The sequence below is a fragment of the Acinetobacter sp. BEC1-S18-ESBL-01 genome (genome assembly GCF_014169935.1).
GTDB lineage: Bacteria > Pseudomonadota > Gammaproteobacteria > Pseudomonadales > Moraxellaceae > Acinetobacter > Acinetobacter pittii.
The window spans coordinates 332,152-351,897 of sequence record NZ_AP022302.1; the positions used below are offsets into that span (position 1 = coordinate 332,152).

Sequence of the window (19,746 nt, forward strand, 5' to 3'; positions counted from 1 at the left end):
TCGATCTATTTTCAATAATTATAAATACTTAATTGTAAAAAATAACATTGGCATAGTTTTTGCTTTATTCTTGTGCTTATTAATGTGCTGTAAACTATTTTAGCGCTCTACAGAGTAAATTCTATGCAGAGTCGAGGGGTCGAACTGCTTTAAAAGAGTGCGAAATAAGTCAAAACATTTTTCTAGCAAAAACCAGTGTACGTAAAAATGGAACAGCGTATATTGGCTTATCAGCCCAAAAATTTTTTTTGTGAAACATTGAGCTAACTGTCGTCCGTAGGCACTATCGCAAAAAGAAGTTGTTTGTTTGACGCTCGAAAGAGCCTTATTGAAAGAAGGGTACGCTATGCACATGCCATCGCCTAATACTGTAGCTCCCGCTCAAGGTTTATATCAGCCTGATGAGTTTAAGGATAACTGTGGTTTTGGACTGATCGCCCATATGAAGGGTGAATCAAGTCATCATCTAGTTGAAACCGCGATTCACAGTTTAAGTTGCATGACGCACCGTGGTGGTATTGCCGCAGATGGCAAGACGGGAGATGGTTGCGGCTTATTATTGGCGATGCCAAAGCAATTTTTCCGTGATGAAGCAAAAAAACTGAGTAATATTACACTGAGTGAAATTTTTGCTGTGGGTACTGTATTTTTAAATACTGATCCGGCATTAGCGCAACATTCTAAAAATATTTTAACGAAAGAAATCGAGTCAGATGGCCTACGTGTACTGGCTTGGCGTGTTGTCCCTACAAATAACGATGCATTAGGTGAAATTGCGCTTCAATCTTTACCAGCTTTTGAACAGGTCATTGTGAACTGTCCAATGGGCGTAACTGAAGTTGAATTTAACCGTAAATTATTCTTGGCACGTCGTCGTGCAGAACAACAATTACAAAATGATCCGTCATTCTATGTGACTACGCTTTGTTCGACAGTAATCAGCTATAAAGGCTTGATGATGCCGGCTGCAATTGCTGAGTTCTATACAGACTTAGCTGATGAGCGTTTAAAATCACATATCGTGGTATTCCACCAACGCTTCTCTACTAATACATTGCCGCGTTGGCCGTTGGCTCAACCATTCCGTTACCTTGCTCATAATGGTGAAATCAACACAATTACAGCAAACCGTAACTGGGCGCTGGCGCGTACTCCTAAATTTGAAAACCCGTTATTACCAGGTCTTACTGAGCTTAACCCAATCGTTAACCGTACGGGTTCGGACTCTTCAAGCTTAGATAATATGCTTGAGATCTTAGTAGGTGGTGGTATGGATTTATTCCGTGCCTTACGTATGCTCGTACCACCAGCTTGGCAAAACGTAGAAACTTTAGATGCAGACTTACGCGCATTCTATGAGTTCAACTCTAAACACATGGAAGCTTGGGATGGCCCAGCTGGTCTTGTTATTCAAGATGGTCGTCATGCGATCTGTATGCTTGACCGTAACGGTTTGCGTCCTGCGCGTTGGGTAATTACCAAAAATGATTACATTACCTTGGCATCTGAAATCGGTGTTTGGGGTTATGAGCCTGAAGACGTAGTTTCTAAAGGTCGTGTAGGTCCTGGCCAAATTTTGGTAGTTGATACCTTAACAGGCAAAGTACTTGATACTAAAGATGTTAGTACACATTTGAAAAACATGCGTCCGTATCGTGAGTGGTTACGTGATCATGCGATTCGTTTAAATGCAAACCCAGAACTTGAAGAGCAATTAGTCGATAAAGGCTTAACTGGCGACGCTTTAAAAGCGGCTCAAAAAATGTTTATGGTGACATTTGAAGAGCGCGACCAGTTGTTACGTCCAATTGCTGAAAGCGGACAAGAAGCTGTTGGTTCTATGGGTGATGATACGCCAATGGCTGTATTGTCTCGTCAAGTACGCCACGTAACAGATTACTTCCGTCAACAGTTCGCTCAAGTTACGAACCCGCCAATTGACCCGCTACGTGAGTCAATTGTAATGTCGCTTGAAACCTGTTTAGGTCGTGAGCAGAATGTATTTGAGCAAGGCCCTGAGCATGCTGACCGTATCATCATCTCTAGCCCTGTATTGTCAAATTCAAAAATGCAGCAAATCCGTAGCATTGAGCGTCCGGGTTATGAAGCGGTTGATATCAATTTAAACTATGCCGAAGAAGAAGGCTTGCAAGCGGCGATCACGCGTATCTGTGAAGAAGCGGCGCAAGCAGTTCGTGATGGCAAAACTTTAATTGTTTTAACAGACAAAAATATCCGTCAAGGTTTACTGCCAGCAAACGCAGCACTTGCAACAGGTGCGGTACATCATTACCTCATCAAAACTGGCCTGCGTACTGATGCAAACATCATGGTTGAAACTGGTTTTGCACGTGATCCGCACCAATTTGCGGTATTACTAGGTTTCGGTGCAACCGCTGTTTACCCATACCTTGCATATGACGTGATCAATGATTTGATTGCTAAAGGTGAGCTTTTAGGTGATCCAATCCATGCGCAAGCAAACTTCCGTAAAGGTATTGAGAAAGGCTTATTAAAAGTTCTTTCAAAAATGGGTATTTCTACAGTTGCTTCTTATCGTGGCGGTCAGCTATTTGAAGCAGTAGGTTTATCATCAGAAGTGGTAGATCAGTGTTTCTTAGGTGTTCCAAGCCGTATTCAGGGTGCAACATTTGCTGACCTTGAAAAAGACCAGAAAAAATTAGCAGCGACAGCTTGGTCAAATCGTAAGCCAATTGATCAGGGTGGTTTGCTCAAATTCGTATTTGATAAAGAGTACCATGCGTTTAACCCAGATGTGATTAACGCATTACACAAAGCCGTTCGCTCTGGTAAATACGAACACTTTAAAGAGTATGCTGAGCTGGTGAATAACCGCCCAGTAGCGACTATTCGTGACTTATTTAAGTTAAAAACAACGAACTCAATTCCAGTTGAACAAGTTGAATCAGTTGAAGATATCTTGCCTCGTTTTGACTCGGCAGGGATGTCTTTAGGAGCTCTTTCTCCAGAAGCACATGAAGCAATTGCAATCGCGATGAACACGATTGGTGGTCGTTCAAACTCTGGTGAAGGCGGTGAAGATCCTGTTCGTTACGGCACAATTCGTAACTCGAAAATCAAACAGATCGCATCTGGTCGTTTTGGTGTAACTCCTGCATACCTAACTTCTGCTGAAGTATTGCAAATTAAGGTTGCTCAAGGTGCAAAACCAGGTGAGGGTGGTCAGTTACCGGGCGGTAAAGTAAATGGCTTAATCGCACGTTTACGTTACTCGGTACCGGGTGTAACGCTAATTTCACCTCCTCCACACCACGACATTTACTCAATTGAAGATTTGTCTCAGTTAATTTTTGACTTGAAACAAGTTAACCCTAAAGCAATGGTATCTGTAAAATTGGTATCTGAGCCGGGTGTAGGTACGATTGCTGCTGGTGTTGCAAAAGCTTATGCAGACTTCATTACCATTTCAGGTTATGACGGCGGTACCGCAGCATCTCCACTTTCTTCAATTCACCATGCGGGTTCTCCATGGGAATTAGGTTTGAGTGAGGCGCATCAAGCACTTCGTGTAAATGACTTGCGTGGAAAAGTACGTGTACAAACTGATGGTGGTTTAAAAACTGGTCTTGATGTGATCAAGGCAGCAATTTTAGGTGCGGAAAGTTTCGGCTTTGGTTCAACACCAATGATCGCTCTAGGTTGTAAATACCTCCGTATTTGTCACTTAAATAACTGTGCAACCGGTGTTGCAACTCAACAAGATCATTTACGTCAAGAACACTATATTGGCGAGCCAGAAATGCTCATCAACTTCTTCCACTTTATTGCGGAAGAAACTCGTGAATGGTTAGCTGCATTAGGTGTTTCTTCATTGAAAGACTTAATTGGTCGTGTTGATTTACTTGAAGTATTGCCGGGTGAAACTGAAAAACATGCTCACCTTGATTTAAGCGCTCTGTTAACTTCTCATCCTTCTGCCGAAGGTAAAGCGCAATATTGTCAAGTAGAAGGTAATGCACCATTCGATAAAGGAGTATTGGCTGAGAGAATGGTCGCTGAAATGCTTCCTGCAATTGAGTCAAGCGCTGGTGGTCAGTTCAACTTCAACGTCGTGAACTGTGACCGCTCAATCGGTGCTCGTGTTTCGGGTGAAATTGCTCGTCGCTACGGCAACTTGGGTATGGAAGCACATCCAGTTGTAATGAACTTAACTGGTACAGCTGGTCAGTCTCTTGGTGTTTGGAATGCTGGTGGTTTACACATCCGTCTTGAAGGTGATGCAAACGACTATGTAGGTAAAGGTATGGCGGGTGGTCGTATTTCGATTTTCCCACCACAAGGTTCGCCTTTCCAAACACAAAACACAGCAATTATTGGTAATACCTGTTTGTATGGTGCGACTGGCGGTAAGCTTTTTGCAGCAGGTACAGCGGGTGAGCGTTTTGCAGTTCGTAACTCTGGCGCATTTGCTGTAATCGAAGGTGCGGGTGACCACTGCTGTGAATACATGACAGGTGGTGTTGTGACTGTACTTGGTAAAGTAGGCCATAACTTTGGTGCGGGCATGACTGGTGGTTTTGCTTATGTACTTGACCTCGATAATGACTTCGTAGATTACTACAACCACGAATTGATTGATTTAAATCGTATTTCAACAGAATCTATGGAAGATCATAAAGAGTTCTTGTTGCGTATTATCGATGAGCATATCAAAGAAACTGGTAGTGCTTGGGCTTATAAAATCCGCAATGAGTTCGATTTCTACAGCCGTAAATTCTGGCTTGTGAAACCAAAAGCTGCTAATTTGCAAACGCTTTTGAAAACAACACAAGCTGACCCACAATAATTCCACGACTGCAAAGACATAGGCAGGTGCGGGCAACAAGGAAATCCGCGCCTACCCACGGAGAGAGACATGGCAGAACGCCTAAATAATGACTTTCAATTTCTGGATGTACCACGTCAAGATCCAGAGAAAAAAGATATTACTGTCCGCAAAGCAGAATTTGTGGAAATTTATAAACCTTTTACATCGGAAACTGTCACTAATCAGACTCACCGTTGTTTAGGCTGTGGTAACCCATATTGTGAATGGAAATGTCCTGTACATAACTACATTCCAAACTGGTTAAAACTGATCGCTGAAGGCCAAATTTTCCAAGCTGCTGAGCTTTGTCACCAAACGAACACACTACCTGAGGTATGTGGTCGCGTATGCCCACAAGACCGTTTGTGTGAAGGTGCTTGTACCTTAAATGATGGTTTTGGTGCAGTAACCATTGGTAATGCTGAGAAATATATCAATGACACAGCTTTTGCTTTAGGCTGGCGTCCAGATATGTCAGGCGTAAAATGGACTGACAAAAAAGTTGCAATTATTGGTGCTGGTCCTGCTGGTTTAGGCTGTGCGGATATTCTAGCTCGCGGTGGTGTTAAACCAGTTGTATTTGATAAGCGTCCTGAAATTGGTGGCTTACTTACATTCGGTATTCCAGAATTTAAAATGGAAAAGGACGTAATGAAACGCCGTCGTGAAATCTTCACGGGCATGGGCATCGAATTCCGTTTGAATACTGAAATTGGTAAAGACATCACGATTGATGAATTACTTGCAGAATATGATGCAGTATTCATGGGTATGGGAACTTATACCTACATGAAAGGTGGTTTCCCGGGTGAAGATCTTGATGGTGTTTATGATGCACTTGATTTCTTAATCTCTAATGTGAATCGTTGTCAAGGTTGGGAAAAAGATCCAAGTGAATACATCAGCTTAGATGGGAAAAAGGTGATTGTTCTAGGTGGTGGGGATACCGCAATGGACTGTAACCGGACTTCATTGCGCCAAGGTGCTCACGATGTAACTTGTGCATACCGTCGTGATGAAAGCAACATGCCAGGTTCTGCGCGTGAAGTAAAAAATGCCTATGAAGAGGGTGTGAAATTCCTATTCAATCGCCAACCAGTCGAAATCGTTGGTGAAAATGGCAAGGTAACAGGCGTAAAAGTGGTAACGACACAAATGGGTGAACCAGATAGTCGTGGCCGTCGTAGTCCTGAGCCAATTCCTGGTTCTGAAGAAGTATTACCAGCTGATGCAGTTTTACTTGCTTTCGGTTTCCGCCCAAGCCCAGCAGACTGGTTTGGTAATGTGAATATCAATCTTGATGGTTCAGGCCGTGTTGTCGCAGCTGAAAAGCAAGAATTCAAATTCCAGACATCAAACCCGAAAATCTTTGCTGGTGGTGATATGGTACGTGGCTCAGACCTTGTTGTGACAGCGATTTGGGAAGGTCGTCAAGCTGCTGAAGGCATTTTGGATTATCTTGGTGTTTAATAAATTAATTTGTTAAAACACTCAAAAAAGCCTACTTCAAGTAGGCTTTTTTATTGGCTGCCATTAGTCACTTTGATGTTTTTGGCAAATATAATAAGCTTTTTTGCCCTTTTTAGCTTTTTAAGCTCGAGACATACTCGAAACTTCCTTCTTCAATACAGTAGGTGTTGAATATGAACATCGCAGGTATGACGGCAGAAAAATCATATTTAAATCGTCGAAAAGCGTTGGGTATTATAGTGCGTCGTCTTGAATTTAATCCAAAGGCCATCAAGCGGCACTATTTTGCAAATTCACCCCTCATGTCGCATTTTTTAACTGCACTCTCATCAACGTTTCCGGTAGGTGAGCAATTTTTTGTAAATAGCGTACGTAATGTGCGTGATAAAGTCTCGGATCCTCAGCTACAAGCACAAATTGCGGCGTTTATTGGACAAGAGGCCATGCATTCCAAAGCACATGGCGAATTTAATGAAGCTTGGCGACGGGATGATTATAATCTGGACAGTTTTCAAAATTGGCTAAATGAGCGGGATAAATATTTAAGAACAATTCCACCTAAGCTGCAATTGGCATTGACCTGTGCGTTTGAACATTTCACTGCTTTACTTGGGGGATATGTCTTACAGCACCCGGAGTTATTAAAGACGCTAGATGAAGATGCGCTAAAACTTTGGGTATGGCATGCGATTGAAGAAATTGAACACCGTTCGGTTGCATTTGATGTTTATCAACATGTATATGGTGATGATCGTATTCGTCGTTTACTCATGCGTAGCGTCACTACAGGATTTGCGAGCCTCGCTTTTTATGGGACAACTCGTTTATTTTGGCAAGATAAATGGAATAGCTTACCTAAAATCGGGGGTAATTTATTTGGATTATATTTGCTGATGAAGATGCTTGTTCAGTTAATGCCTGAATACTTTGCATATTACAAAAAAGACTTTCATCCGAGTCAAAAAGATTATGGCAGGATGGTTAATTATTGGAAAAGCTCTTTGGCAGAAGAATATCAAATGGCAAGTTTTGAACAAGAAAAAGATCAGCGATTGAGCTAATAGATAACCGGATTTAAAAGTCCGGTTTTTTAAAATCAATAAAATAAAAGCAACACAATAATGCCTAATTCATCATACAATCAGGTAAAGAGGTTAAAAATATAAAGAAAAACTTGAGGATAATGTGACGATGAAAACGTTGAAACAATTTGCGATCGCAACAACACTTGCCAGTACCTTACTGTTTTCGGGATGTGGCTATAACACTCTACAAGTAAAAGATGAGGCTGTAACAGCAGCGTGGTCTGAAGTACAGAACCAATATCAACGTCGTTCAGATTTGGTACCAAATCTTGTGAACGTAGTTAAGGGTTATGCTAAGCATGAAGAGCAAGTATTAACCGAAGTAACACAGGCTCGTTCTAATGTTGCAGGTTTAAAAGTTGATAAAGAAGTTTTAGAAGATCCGGCTTTACTTGAAAAATATCAACAGGCTCAAAGTCAATTAACAGGGGCATTATCTCGACTCATTGCTGTTTCGGAAAATTACCCAGATTTGAAAGCCAATACTCAATTCCAAGAATTACAAGTTCAGCTTGAAGGTACTGAAAACCGTATTGCTGTTGCACGTAATCGTTATATTACAACAGTACAAGACTATAACTCATATGTGCGTCAGTTCCCTCAGGCAGTAACAGCAAAAGTAATTGGTATGCATCCAAAAGCCAATTTCTCTGCAGAAGCATCTGCACAACAGGCTCCAAAAGTTTCTTTTGATTAATTTTATAAATCAAAGGAGTGCCGTATGAGAAATACTCTATTGCTTCAATCAAAGCAAATTAAGGTCTTTATCTCGACCTTAATTTTGCTCTGTTGTGGTGTTCTTTTTCAGAATACGGCATGGAGTGAAAGTAATATTGCAACTGCTACCGATGAGGCTGATGCAATAGTTGCTGGCAAAATTATTCAAAAGCAACAAACTCAAGCTGCTGCAACTAAATTAGAGGGGCAAGCTGCTTCAAGTCTTGCTCCTCCAGTCCAAGTTACTAATGATATGGCAGATGGGGAGTCAATTCGTGGTTTGCCAACTTTAAACCAGCCTGTTATTGATCAAGCCAATATCTTAAGCGAAGCTGAGAAGCAGCAACTTGATCAAAAAATTCTAAGTTTATACCAACAAGGCAAAGCGCAGATTGGTATTGTGATTGTTCCTACCACTGGCCAAGAAGATATCTTTGATTATGCATTACGTGTTGGTGAAAAATGGCAATTGGGATCATCTAAACGTGATAATGGATTACTCATTGCAGTCGCTGTAAATGACCGCCGTATACAAATACTAACTGGTTATGGCCTAGAAGGTGTGTTGCCGGATATTGTGGCAAGTCGGATTATTCGAAACCAAATTACACCTTATTTTAAACAAGCCCAATATGCACAAGGTTTGAGTGCAGGTATCGATGAAATCGGAAGAATTTTAAATCTTGACCCAGAAGTAGCACAGCAAGCTGCTCAAGATTTAAAAGAACGCCAACATCAAGCTGCGGAGGAGCAACAAGCCAAACAGACAACGCTGACAATCGCTTTATTTATTCTTGTTGCTGGAATTGTGGGTTCGTTTATTGTTGGTCGTCCGCTTAGTGCATCTACAGCAGGTGTGGCTGCTGCGGTAGCAGGATTTGTAAATGGGGCGGGGCTAGTCACTAGCTTACTACTTGGTTTTGGTATTTTCTTTTTACTTATTACATCAATTGCCCAACTTATTTTACAGGCCATTTTAAGTGGTTCTGGCGGTGGTGGACGTGGAGGAGGCTTCGGCGGAGGTGGCGGAGGCTATGGTGGCGGTGGAGGCCGTTTTGGCGGTGGAGGTGCTTCAGGCTCATGGTAACAACATCAGAAACAACACAAATTATTACTCAACCAAAAATTGAGGAATCTGTAGAGCCAAGTCTAAAACGTTGGTTTAAACATCTATGCTATTTACCTGCCAGTAGTCGTTATTTTTCAAAACAAGATAAGCAAGCTATTGCTGATGCTGTACAACAAGCAGAACATGGCCATATTGGAGAAATACAGGTTGTAATTGAAGGCCATATTCCAGTGTCACAAGCCTACAGACAAAATACGCGTTTAAGAGCACAGCAATTATTTGCAGAATTAGGTGTTTGGGATACTGCATTAAATAGTGGTGTATTGTTATACCTAAATTTATGTGAGCGAAAAGTAGAAATTATATTTGATCGTGGCATTCGAAATGCGACTAACGATCAAGTTTGGCAACAGATTTGTGAAGCAATGGTACAAAAGCTTAAACAAAAAGAATATCAACAAGCTGTAGTGATGGGCGTACAACAAATTGGAGAGGTGATGTCACGGTTTTATGACGAAAACATGCCTGATCAATCCAATGAATTAGAAAATACTCCGATTATTCTTAATTGATTTGCCTTGTCGCATTCCTACATTAGTTAATTTTCATAATTTTTACTTTTAAAGGTGACTGACAAAAAATGTCACCTACTTATTTATTTCTAAAGAGATTTTGTTCACATAAATAAATATAAACTTTGAATTGTGTATTTTATTTTTTTTAATGCGTGAAGTGTTTTTATAAAAAATTATATGACAATTTTTGTCAATTACTTACACCGATTTAATATTTAAGAATAGTGGAGTTTGATATAAGTATTTGTTTTTTAATTAAAATAAAAGTTGGCATGGATGCTGCAATATAGTTAATAGCTGAAAAAGCTTATATAAAAACATACATACAATCTTTGGGGAAAAGGCTATGAATGCACAAAAAGGTTTTACATTAATTGAACTCATGATCGTAGTTGCCATTATTGGTATTTTGGCAGCAATCGCGATTCCTGCTTATCAAAACTACATTGCTAAGTCGCAAGCATCTGAAGCGTTTACATTGGCAGATGGATTGAAAACAACAATTAATACTAATTTACAAGCTGGCACATGTTTTGCCGGTGGGGCTGCTGCAGTAACTGCAGCTGATAAAGTGGCTGGAAAATATGGGGAAGCAGTGATTGGTGGTTCAGCTCCAAGTTGTACAATTACCTACACATTTAAATCTTCAGGTGTATCAAATAAGCTTACATCTAAAAAGATTGGCATGAATGTAAGTGAAACAGGTATCCTGACAAAGAATAGTGATACGGATACACCAGCTGAGTTACTTCCACAATCTTTTACAGCTTCATAAGTTAAAAATAAAAAAGAGAGGTTTAGACCTCTCTTTTTTATTAAAGAAAATAAAAATGTTCAAAAAAAATATTCTATTTCTGCTAGTTGCAATTTATCTTATTACCGCTTTATTGGGATATCAAATTGGCTGGTCTGCCTTTCAATATGATGAACTTCGTTTATTACAGTTTCCATTGGCACTATGTGCTTTGTTAATTTTGATTTTTACAAAAAAAATAGAATATTCAATTTCCAATCAAATTACTTTTTTTCTGATTGGTGTGTTAACTGCTATACAGATAACAACTTATAGCATTTTTCAGTTTCAAGAACTTTGGTCTGCGATAGCATTATTATTTATATTTTCTGTTTTAACATATGAGTTAAAGAATATAAAAAAAATAGAACATGGCTTAGTATTTATAGCCGTTTCAGCATGTATTCCCTGTTTATTTATTTTTGTTTCTATTACTAATTTTATTTTCTACAAACAATGGTTTGACTGGCAATTTAACTCTGGCACGATCCGAATTTATGACAGTGTTATCGTACCTATATTCTTTTTTCTAATTTTTTTAAAAAATAAAAACTACCCTTATTTTCATTACTTTTATCCATTTGCTAGTTTCTTTTTTGCTTTAGCATGGTTTTTTGATGGAGCCAGATCCGCCTTACTTGCTGTAGCGACAGGATTGTTAGTTTTCGTTATCTACTCTCGAGAAAATCGAAAGCTCATTTTGCAAAGCTGTATTTACATTTTTTTTGCTTTTTTAGTTTATAAAACTACGATTTATTTCGCTGATAAAAATACCATGACCGTAATGAGAGTAGGGACATCCATGCGTGCAGAGATGTGGAGTTTCGTTTTTGAGCAATGGAAAGAAAAGCCATGGTTTGGAGTTGGGGGAGGATATCTCTCAGAAATCCAATATAAATATGGACATCACATACATAATTTATATTTAAGGTTAATTTTTGAATGGGGAATAGTTGGATGTATTTTTTTAGTTTGGATGATATATCAAGTTGTTAAGTTGTTTCGAGATAAGGATGCTTTACCTATTACGAAAGCTGGCTTAATTGCAATTTTAGTTGATGCGATGTTCTCAGGAAGTATGGTTTATCCCGCTTCACAAATAGCCTGTATATTATTTTTAGCATTTGCTTTTTCTCAGTCGGAGCAGTCTAAAGAATATTTGAAATATCCTTATAGACTGACGAAACTATTAATTGGTTTATGGGGAGCTTTATTTTTGTACATTACGATTATGTACTTAGGACAAGATTTAACTTGCTGGGGGTGTACGAGTTATGTCGGACGGATGGCACCAAATTTTTGGGAGTATGGTAGTACACAGCACTTGATACCAGCTTCACACATTCCTTAATTTTTTATACTAAATTTTATTAAGGTCTTTTCATTTAGACTTCATACATTCTTTTTTAGACTTCCATGTATAATTCTCACAAGTTTTGGTCTCTAGCCTCTCACTATGCAAGTATTCTTTCTGTTCTTCGCTGCAATCCTGTTGGGTTTTGCATGGTTATCGCCATTTCATTATAGCCCTTGGGTAATGTTTTCAAGTGAAGTGAGTACATTCGGGGCTGGGTTATGTGTATTAGCTGCCCTAATTCAACAAAATATTAAAATACCCAGAGCACAGCTCTTATTGTTGCCATTTACTTTCATTCCTATGGTGCAATGGGGCTTCGGTCTAGTTTTTGATTTGAGTACGGCCTTATTAAGTACATTTTACTTGTTAGGTTTTTGGTTCATGGTCTTAGCAGGTTACAACCTATCTTTAGATCAGCAAAAGCGAGACCAAATTTTTTCTGGCTTTAGTTTGCTAACAATTATTGTATCAATTGCAACCTGTTTTATTGCAATTTGCCAGTGGTTAAATATCGAGTCGCATTTTGTTCATATGCTTCACCTGATTGGTAATCGCCCTTACGGCAATTTCGGTCAACCTAACAATATGGCAACATTCCTAATTATTGGATTATTAGGATGTTTGTATTTATATGAAAAAAATAAGGCAACCGTCTGGTTACTCCTGCCTTCAGCCCTCATTATTCTGTTTACGATCGCCTTGAGTCAGTCACGAACATCATGGATCGTTTTTCCATTCTTATTCATCTATTGGATAGTTAAACAATTTGGGAAACAAAAAAGATTTGGAGTTTTTCAAGGTTTTTTGTGGTGCGTCGGTTTTTTCGTAATGGCTGGTGTAATTCTACCATTTGCTACTAATTTAATTGAAGCATGGTCAAGTACTGATGTAACCGAAGCAAGTGGTTTGGTTGAAAGAGCAAGCTCTGGGTATTTGCGTTTTAATATCTGGTCACAAATGTTGCTTGCTGTACAGCAGCACCCTTGGTTAGGTTATGGTTGGAATCAAACCAGTGTGGCACAAATGACAGTTTACCATGCTTTCCCAACAGGAGAGTGGACTACCAGTGCACATAATGTACTGCTTGATTTAATTATCTGGAATGGTATTCCCTTGGGTACTGTAATCATTACCTACTTTGCTTGCTGGTTTATTTGGTTAAATCAACAGGCTAAAAATACCATCTCGATTATAGCGATTATGATGGTCTGTACAGTGCTTATTCATGCCATGTTAGAGTTTCCACAGCGCTATGCTTATTTCTTACTTACTTGTGGATTCCTACTGGGTATTGTGCAAGCACAAACTACTGTACTTAAGGGAATTATCCTCAACAAACATCTTTTTCGCTTATCATGGGTTGTAAGTTTATTGCTTATTATTGCAATTCTACGTGATTACAATGTCTATGTTCTGAATAGTAATTTGCTTTTTAATAATAAGCGTCCAAACGCTGAATTTATGGGAAGTGGTAAAATTTTTGTTTTAACACAGTTTGAGCAGCGTTTAAGTTGGATAGAACTTAATCCCCAAAATATTTTATCTGAAGGTGATTTGGTTGAATGGGAAAATTTTATAAAGAATAAGCCTACTCCATATAACTTACGTAAATACGCAAAATTGCTCGCTTACAACGGGAAAGTAGAACAGGCACAGCAGCAAATATTTATTTTGCAACATCTTTATAAGCAAAAAATAACGCTATCGGAATTACTAAAAGAGAAGTAATAAAAAATCCCCTTAAGTATAAGGGGATTTTTTTATGAGAAATTACATTTGGCTCTGGATATAATTTTCAATACCAACATTGCCAATAAGATCAATTTGAGTATCTAGCCAGTCCCAGTATTCTTCTTCTTTTTCTAGAATTTCTTGAACAAGGTCACGAGTGACATAATCTTGCTCTGTTTCAGCTAAAGCAACCGCTTTTTGAATTGCTTCTATATTTTCTTTTACTTTACGAATGTCACAGTGCAGAACTTCTTCTGTGTGTTGACCAATATAAAGCTTACCTAAATGTTGAAGGTTAGGTAGTCCTTCTAAAAATAAAATACGTTCAATGATTTTATCTGCATGCTTCATTTGACGAATTGATTCTTTATATTCAGCAGAGCCAAGCTGCTCAATTCCCCAGTCATTAAACATGCGTGAATGTAAAAAGTATTGATTAATTGCAGTTAAATGATGATACAGCACTTGGTTAAGCTGATTAATGACATCACGATTGCCTTTCATTGTAGCTACTCCAAAACAATTTCTGCCTCAAACTTAATTAAGGCAATCTATAAATCCATTTTAGTGAACAATCATGGAGATGGCGAGTAATTTATGGAACAGCAAATGAAAATCGCAATCAAAAACAACACAATATTAAAAAGGAGGTTTTTATGTCAAAAAAAACCGCTTGAATGAGGAACTATAAAGGTTCCGCAAAAAGCGGTGGAGGAGTCAATAAATTTTGTTAAATATTAATTTTTATTATGCAGCTACAGAAATGCGAGCAGCGATTTCTGCTAATTCTTCGCTAATAATAGCGCGAGCTTCTGGTGCACAGCGTCCACAGCATGTACCAAGATCAAGCAAATCGCGAATTTCACGATAGCTTTCAGCGCCATTTTCAATAGCGTCTTTAATATCCTGATCGGTAATGCCACGACACAAGCAAACGTACATGGGAGTGATCCCCAAATATAAATGCGATAATTGATATTATTGATAATTATTATCGTTTGTCAATGAAATTCATTTAAAATCTCATTTATCATTATTGGGATTTTGGATAAAAAAATACCACCTAAGCGGAAATCTAAAAAGAATTTAGATTTTTATGCCAAGGTGGTTCGTTTTTTAAAAACTAAATATTTAAAATTGGATAGTTTGAAAATTTATATCTTATTGATTAATAATTACAATTCCGTCCATTTCCACTAGTGCGCCTTTTGGCAAGCTTGCTACACCAAGAGCTGCACGTGCAGGGTAGGGCTGAGCAAAATATTCACCCATAATTTGGTTTACGAGTTGGAAATTTGATAGATCAGTTAAAAAAATATTGAGCTTAGCAATATCTGCAAGTGAACCACCAGCAGCTTCACAAACTGCTTTTAAATTATCAAATACACGGCGAATTTGAGCTTCGATACCTTCTACAAGTTCCATACTGTATGGGTCTAAACCAATTTGCCCTGAAAGATATAGCGTATTGTCTACTAAAATAGCTTGAGAGTATGTGCCGATAGCAGCAGGGGCATTTTCAGTATGAATGACTTGGCGGGACATTTGGTTCTCCTTGATTAAATCTATTTCCATCATAATCGATGATAGCTTTGGACAAAAGTATCATCGATTTAATTGATTAAGTGAATTTGGAAAGTTTGATTTTGTTAAGGAAACAAAAATTTATAACCAATAGTCTCTATAAAGATTTAACTTACTTTTGAAATTTCCATTTGTGGAGCAGGAGCGTCTAAACGTTCAATCCGTGGGAAACCATAGTGCATGCGTAAATCACGAATGACTTTTGCAATATGTTTACGGTTATTCACTACAATATTCACAAAAGTTCTTTGCTCATTTGAGTGAACCATCTCTACCCCAGCGTTATTTTTACGACATTGATAGATTAGGTCTGATACCTGTTCATCATTCATTGCCATATAAATAGCGAGGTAGGCTGTAAAACGTACATCATCTACATCATCTGCTTTCCATTGAAGCGGCATGATATTTTCAGGATGTAGATGTTGTTCATGTAATAAGTTATGACAGCGAATTCGATGAACAATTAACCCGCGACGCGTTAAATGTCCTTGAATTGGATCGCCTAGAATAGGGTTGCAACAATGTGCATATTTAACGTCAACTCCTTCAGTACTTTGAATAAGTCGATCTGAGTTTTCTACTTGCGGATGTTTATCATGAGCAAACAGGTGGTTTGCTACAAGCTGAGGTAGTAAATCACCAACCGCAATTTGTTCAAACAATGTATTTTTATTATCAATGTGACGCCATTGCAATAGATCTAGCCAATCAGCTTCAGAAAGATCATTGATTGAACGATTAAAGAGTTTCAGTGCACGAGAAAGGGCTTGTGCACCAACTAGACGTTGTTCTTCGATATCTTGATCTTTTAGTACATGCTGTAATGCACGACGAGCTTTCTGCGTATTAATAAAACTTAGCCAGTCTGGATTTGGTGTTGCCAAAACATCCGTAATAATCTCGATAACCTGACCGCTAACTAATGGTGTAGAGAGTGGTTTAATCTCTCCATCGACTTTTGCACCAACCGCATGGTTACCTAAAAATAAGCTTGCTGAATAAGCAAAATCAACTACGGTAGCGCCTTGCGGTAGCTCATGCAGTTGACCGTGTGGTGTATATACCCAGATTTTTTCTTGGTGTAGATAATCCAGCAAATCATTAAAAGTTGTTTTAGCACATTCGCCGTCAATCAATGTATTTAAGTTCTGCATTGAAGCCTGAATGGCAGAGCGGCAAGTTTGCGGTGCATTTTCACCTAAAACCACCCCAAAACGGGCAGCTTTACGCATGAGCTCGGTTTGAATGGTAAGAGATAGAGTTGTTTTTTCGCCTTTAAGCTTTATCAGTAAAGACTGATTACCGCCGGGTAATGGGCGACGAATATGGTCCTGATACTGGATAACCTGAAAGTTTTCTCTTAATGCTTCTTCTAAGCGGTCACAGTCAGCAATGCTTTGTAGAACTATTTCAAAAGCATGACTATGGGTAAGCTCTTGGAGATCCATCTCGTTTTTAACGAAATGGCGTAATAATTCGATATTGTTATTTTTCTTTTTAATGCGGCCTTGAATGTGATAATTATGCAGAAGTTCAGCGAGGTTTTGTTCCCAGATACTTTGGTATTTACAGCGTTCTGGCTTTGTTTGAAGCAGTGCATTTTGAACGTTATCAAACATATCTAGATCAAGGTTTTGATAACAGAGATTCTCTAGATTATCACCCATTTCATTCATGCCGACTAATCTTGCCATCGGTACAAATATATCAAAAGTTTCTTGAGCAATGCGGGCGCGTTTATCTGGACGTAAAGCACCTAGAGTTGTCATGTTATGATAGCGATCTGCTAATTTAATAATGATAACACGTGGATCTTGTAAGGTCGCTTGCAAGATTTTTCGGAATGAAGCTGCCTTGTTATATTCTTTATCGCTTGATTGACTAAGTTTGGTTACACCATCAACTAGCTCTGCAACGGTTAGGCCAAACTTCTCAATAATATCTTCTTTTGTATATTGAGTATCTTCAATAACATCATGCAAAAGTGCTGCCATTAAAGTTTCAGCATCTAAACGCATGTTTGCAAGAATGCAGCTTACCGCAATCGGATGCAAAATATAGGGTTCGCCACTTTTACGTGTAATGCCAGTGTGCGCTAGATCGGCAAAATCGCAGGCAGCAAGCACTTTTTCGACTTCGCTTACCGATAAGTAAGGGTCGATAATTAATTTGAGCTGTTGCTTGGCTTGGCTGACCTCTTCGCCTGGCATAAATCACCCTTTTTCCTATTGCTGAAAAACTAAATCTATCTGCTTCTTAATGAAAAGCATATTGCGGAACTTGTCAATTTTTTCATTTGAAAAAGTGTATTTTTTTTTCAATGAAAATAATTGCTTTTCTCAATATGTTTAAATATGGGACAAAGCCAAATAAAAAACCATCGCAGAAAAACGATGGTTTTTTTATGAAACAGGGTGAATTAGAAAGAAAAACCTTCTAAATTCAAGCTGTTTGTAGAAAGGGCAAGATCAAGACTAGAAGTTTGGTAATCTTGCTCACGTTGTTTAAGAATTTCTTTCGTAACGTGCCCAGCCGCGATTTCGCGCAAAGAAACTACAGTCGGTTTGTCGTTATCCCATTCTACAGTTGGCTCCATGCCTTGACGTGCCAATTGACGAGCACGTTTACTTGCAACGAGCACAAGCTCAAAACGGTTGTCTACATGATCTAAACAATCTTCAACGGTGACGCGTGCCATAAAAGTTCTCGTTTTGGAATGGTGAATTTGAACAGACTAAATAGTATAAAAGGCTTTCGATCTAGACTCAAGTTATTCCTGTTTTGGTTGAGGAGTAATCAAGTCCTGAATTAAAGTTTGATGACGTTTTGCTTGCTGAGATAGCACCAAACGGTTCGCTGTAATCACAGCTTCAAGCTCATGTAAGGCTTTATTAAAATCATCATTAATAATGATGTAATCAAAGTTCGTGTAGTGCTGCATATCTTCTACTGCACAGCTTAAACGATGCTCAATGACTTCAACAGAATCTGTACCGCGATTAGATAAACGCTGACGTAAATCAAATTGAGTTGGGGGTAAAATGAATATTTGCTTGGATTCAGGGAAAAGTTTGCGTACTTGTTCTGCACCTTGCCAATCAATTTCAAGTAAGACATCGTGTCCTTGAGCTAGCTGTTGTTTTACCGTAGCTTGAGAAGTGCCATAGTAGTTACCAAATACTTCAGCGTATTCGATAAATCCATCATGGTTGACTTGGTCTAGAAATTCATCTTTTGTAGTGAAGTGATAGTGAACACCATCTAACTCACCGGGACGTTGACCTCGGGTTGTATGTGAGACTGAAACATGTAAATTGCTCACACGGTCAAGCAGGGCTTTCACCAAAGATGTTTTGCCCGTTCCTGATGCAGCAGAAACGACAAACAATAGACCCGACATGATATTTTTCCTGATATGATAAAATATCTTCGCTATTGTAGTGTACCGTGCGTTTAAACTGAATAGTTTTAATTGCAAATATTCAAGAGAAATTCCCCTGTTTTATTAATTTTGAGGCTGTTATGGAAATTGTGTTAGCTAATCCGCGTGGTTTTTGTGCCGGTGTTGATCGAGCCATAGCAATCGTCAATCGGGCTTTAGAATGTTTCAATCCTCCTATTTATGTACGTCATGAAGTTGTACACAATAAATTTGTGGTAGATGACTTGCGTCAAAGAGGGGCCGTTTTTGTTGATGAACTAGATCAGGTTCCAGATGATTCAATTGTAATTTTTAGTGCACACGGTGTTTCAAAAGCAGTTCAACAAGAAGCTGAACGCCGAGGCTTAAAAGTTTTCGATGCGACTTGTCCTTTAGTGACTAAAGTTCATATTGAAGTGACTAAATATGCGCGTGAAGGTACTGAAGCTATTTTAATTGGTCATGAAGGGCATCCAGAAGTCGAAGGCACAATGGGGCAATATGACAAATTAAAAGGCGGTGATATTTATCTGGTTGAAGATGAAGAAGATGTTGCTGCACTTACCGTACGACATCCTGAGAAACTTGCATTTGTAACTCAAACAACGCTTTCTATTGATGATACAGCTAAGGTTATTGATGCTTTGCGTGCAAAATTTCCGCATATTCAGGGCCCACGTAAAGATGACATTTGCTACGCAACTCAAAACAGACAAGATGCTGTACGTGATTTAGCTGAAAAGTGTGATGTGGTTTTAGTTGTAGGTTCACCTAACTCATCAAATTCAAATCGATTACGTGAGCTTGCAGAGCGTATGGGTAAAGCCGCTTACCTTGTAGATAATGCTGATCAGTTAGAGCAGTCATGGTTTAATGAGACGTGTAAAATTGGTGTTACTGCTGGTGCCTCTGCGCCAGAAATTTTGATTAAACAAGTGATTCAACGTTTACAAGATTGGGGTGCTCAAGCACCGAAAGAATTAGATGGGCGTGAAGAGAACATAACCTTTAGTCTTCCTAAAGAATTACGTATTCATGTGACTCAAGCGTAAAGTGTGATGTATTTAACATACTGATTTTAAAAAGTTAAAC

16 protein-coding genes and 2 pseudogenes are annotated in these 19,746 nt (G+C 38.8%); 11 read left to right on the forward strand and 7 right to left on the reverse strand.

Annotated elements, in window-relative coordinates; all coding sequences use genetic code 11:
• Positions 1-352: 352 nt before the first annotated feature.
• The 9 genes from gltB to H7R46_RS01610 all read left to right on the forward strand — a co-directional run bounded on the left by gltB (position 353) and on the right by H7R46_RS01610 (position 13,643).
• Positions 353-4,828 carry a glutamate synthase large subunit gene (gltB, locus tag H7R46_RS01570; protein WP_171066743.1) on the forward strand — a complete coding sequence of 1,492 codons (4,476 nt, stop codon included), beginning with the start codon at positions 353-355 and terminating at the stop codon, positions 4,826-4,828.
• Positions 4,829-4,897: 69 nt separating this feature from the next.
• Positions 4,898-6,319, forward strand: a complete 1,422-nt coding sequence (locus H7R46_RS01575) for a glutamate synthase subunit beta (RefSeq protein WP_002117101.1) — start codon at positions 4,898-4,900, stop codon at positions 6,317-6,319.
• A 173-nt stretch (positions 6,320-6,492) separates the two neighbouring features.
• A complete protein-coding gene (locus H7R46_RS01580) occupies positions 6,493-7,380 on the forward strand; it encodes a metal-dependent hydrolase (protein ID WP_005067102.1) in 888 nt (295 codons plus the stop codon).
• Positions 7,381-7,510: 130 nt separating this feature from the next.
• On the forward strand, positions 7,511-8,101 hold the full coding sequence (locus tag H7R46_RS01585; RefSeq protein ID WP_002117090.1) for a LemA family protein: 591 nt from the start codon (positions 7,511-7,513) through the stop codon (positions 8,099-8,101).
• 24 nt (positions 8,102-8,125) lie between these two features.
• Entirely contained in the window at positions 8,126-9,208 is a 1,083-nt protein-coding gene (locus H7R46_RS01590; RefSeq protein WP_005067103.1) for a TPM domain-containing protein, read from the forward strand.
• On the forward strand, positions 9,202-9,762 hold the full coding sequence (locus H7R46_RS01595; RefSeq protein WP_005067105.1) for a TPM domain-containing protein: 561 nt from the start codon (positions 9,202-9,204) through the stop codon (positions 9,760-9,762). The genes H7R46_RS01590 and H7R46_RS01595 overlap by 7 nt, the downstream gene beginning before the upstream one ends.
• A gap of 349 nt (positions 9,763-10,111) precedes the next feature.
• A complete protein-coding gene (locus H7R46_RS01600; RefSeq protein ID WP_005067107.1) occupies positions 10,112-10,540 on the forward strand; it encodes a pilin in 429 nt (142 codons plus the stop codon).
• Positions 10,541-10,595: 55 nt separating this feature from the next.
• Positions 10,596-11,909, forward strand: coding sequence for an O-antigen ligase family protein (locus H7R46_RS01605; protein ID WP_005067109.1), 1,314 nt, complete (start codon positions 10,596-10,598; stop codon positions 11,907-11,909).
• Between the two features lie 105 nt (positions 11,910-12,014).
• Positions 12,015-13,643: a PglL family O-oligosaccharyltransferase gene (locus H7R46_RS01610; protein ID WP_005067111.1), complete on the forward strand. Its 1,629-nt coding sequence runs from the start codon at positions 12,015-12,017 to the stop codon at positions 13,641-13,643.
• Between the two features lie 42 nt (positions 13,644-13,685).
• Here the strand turns inward: H7R46_RS01610 and bfr are convergent, their stop codons facing one another.
• Together bfr and H7R46_RS01620 are read right to left on the reverse strand one after the other, a co-directional pair.
• Complete coding sequence (gene bfr / locus H7R46_RS01615; protein WP_005067113.1) at positions 13,686-14,150, reverse strand: heteropolymeric bacterioferritin subunit Bfr; 465 nt, start codon at positions 14,148-14,150, stop codon at positions 13,686-13,688.
• A 243-nt stretch (positions 14,151-14,393) separates the two neighbouring features.
• Positions 14,394-14,588: a bacterioferritin-associated ferredoxin gene (locus H7R46_RS01620; RefSeq protein WP_000289091.1), complete on the reverse strand. Its 195-nt coding sequence runs from the start codon at positions 14,586-14,588 to the stop codon at positions 14,394-14,396.
• A gap of 102 nt (positions 14,589-14,690) precedes the next feature.
• Here H7R46_RS01620 and H7R46_RS01625 point away from each other — a divergent pair.
• Positions 14,691-14,818, forward strand: a pseudogene (locus H7R46_RS01625) (hypothetical protein).
• Here the strand turns inward: H7R46_RS01625 and H7R46_RS01630 are convergent.
• The 5 genes and pseudogenes from H7R46_RS01630 to gmk form a co-directional block, all read right to left on the reverse strand.
• Positions 14,808-15,191: a RidA family protein gene (locus tag H7R46_RS01630; RefSeq protein ID WP_002116996.1), complete on the reverse strand. Its 384-nt coding sequence runs from the start codon at positions 15,189-15,191 to the stop codon at positions 14,808-14,810. The pseudogene H7R46_RS01625 and the gene H7R46_RS01630 overlap by 11 nt on opposite strands.
• Positions 15,192-15,337: 146 nt before the next feature.
• The gene (locus tag H7R46_RS01635) at positions 15,338-17,443 is read right to left on the reverse strand and encodes a RelA/SpoT family protein (protein WP_002116807.1); all 2,106 of its coding nucleotides are present in this window, start codon (positions 17,441-17,443) and stop codon (positions 15,338-15,340) included.
• Positions 17,444-17,458: 15 nt separating this feature from the next.
• A pseudogene (locus tag H7R46_RS01640) lies at positions 17,459-17,614 on the reverse strand (hypothetical protein).
• 38 nt (positions 17,615-17,652) lie between these two features.
• Positions 17,653-17,931, reverse strand: a complete 279-nt coding sequence (gene rpoZ / locus H7R46_RS01645; protein ID WP_002116990.1) for a DNA-directed RNA polymerase subunit omega — start codon at positions 17,929-17,931, stop codon at positions 17,653-17,655.
• A 72-nt stretch (positions 17,932-18,003) separates the two neighbouring features.
• Entirely contained in the window at positions 18,004-18,633 is a 630-nt protein-coding gene (gene gmk / locus H7R46_RS01650) for a guanylate kinase (protein ID WP_002116973.1), read from the reverse strand.
• Between the two features lie 122 nt (positions 18,634-18,755).
• On the opposite strand from gmk, the gene ispH reads away from it, so the two are divergent.
• The gene (ispH, locus tag H7R46_RS01655) at positions 18,756-19,706 is read left to right on the forward strand and encodes a 4-hydroxy-3-methylbut-2-enyl diphosphate reductase (RefSeq protein WP_002116992.1); all 951 of its coding nucleotides are present in this window, start codon (positions 18,756-18,758) and stop codon (positions 19,704-19,706) included.
• Positions 19,707-19,746 lie beyond the last annotated feature (40 nt).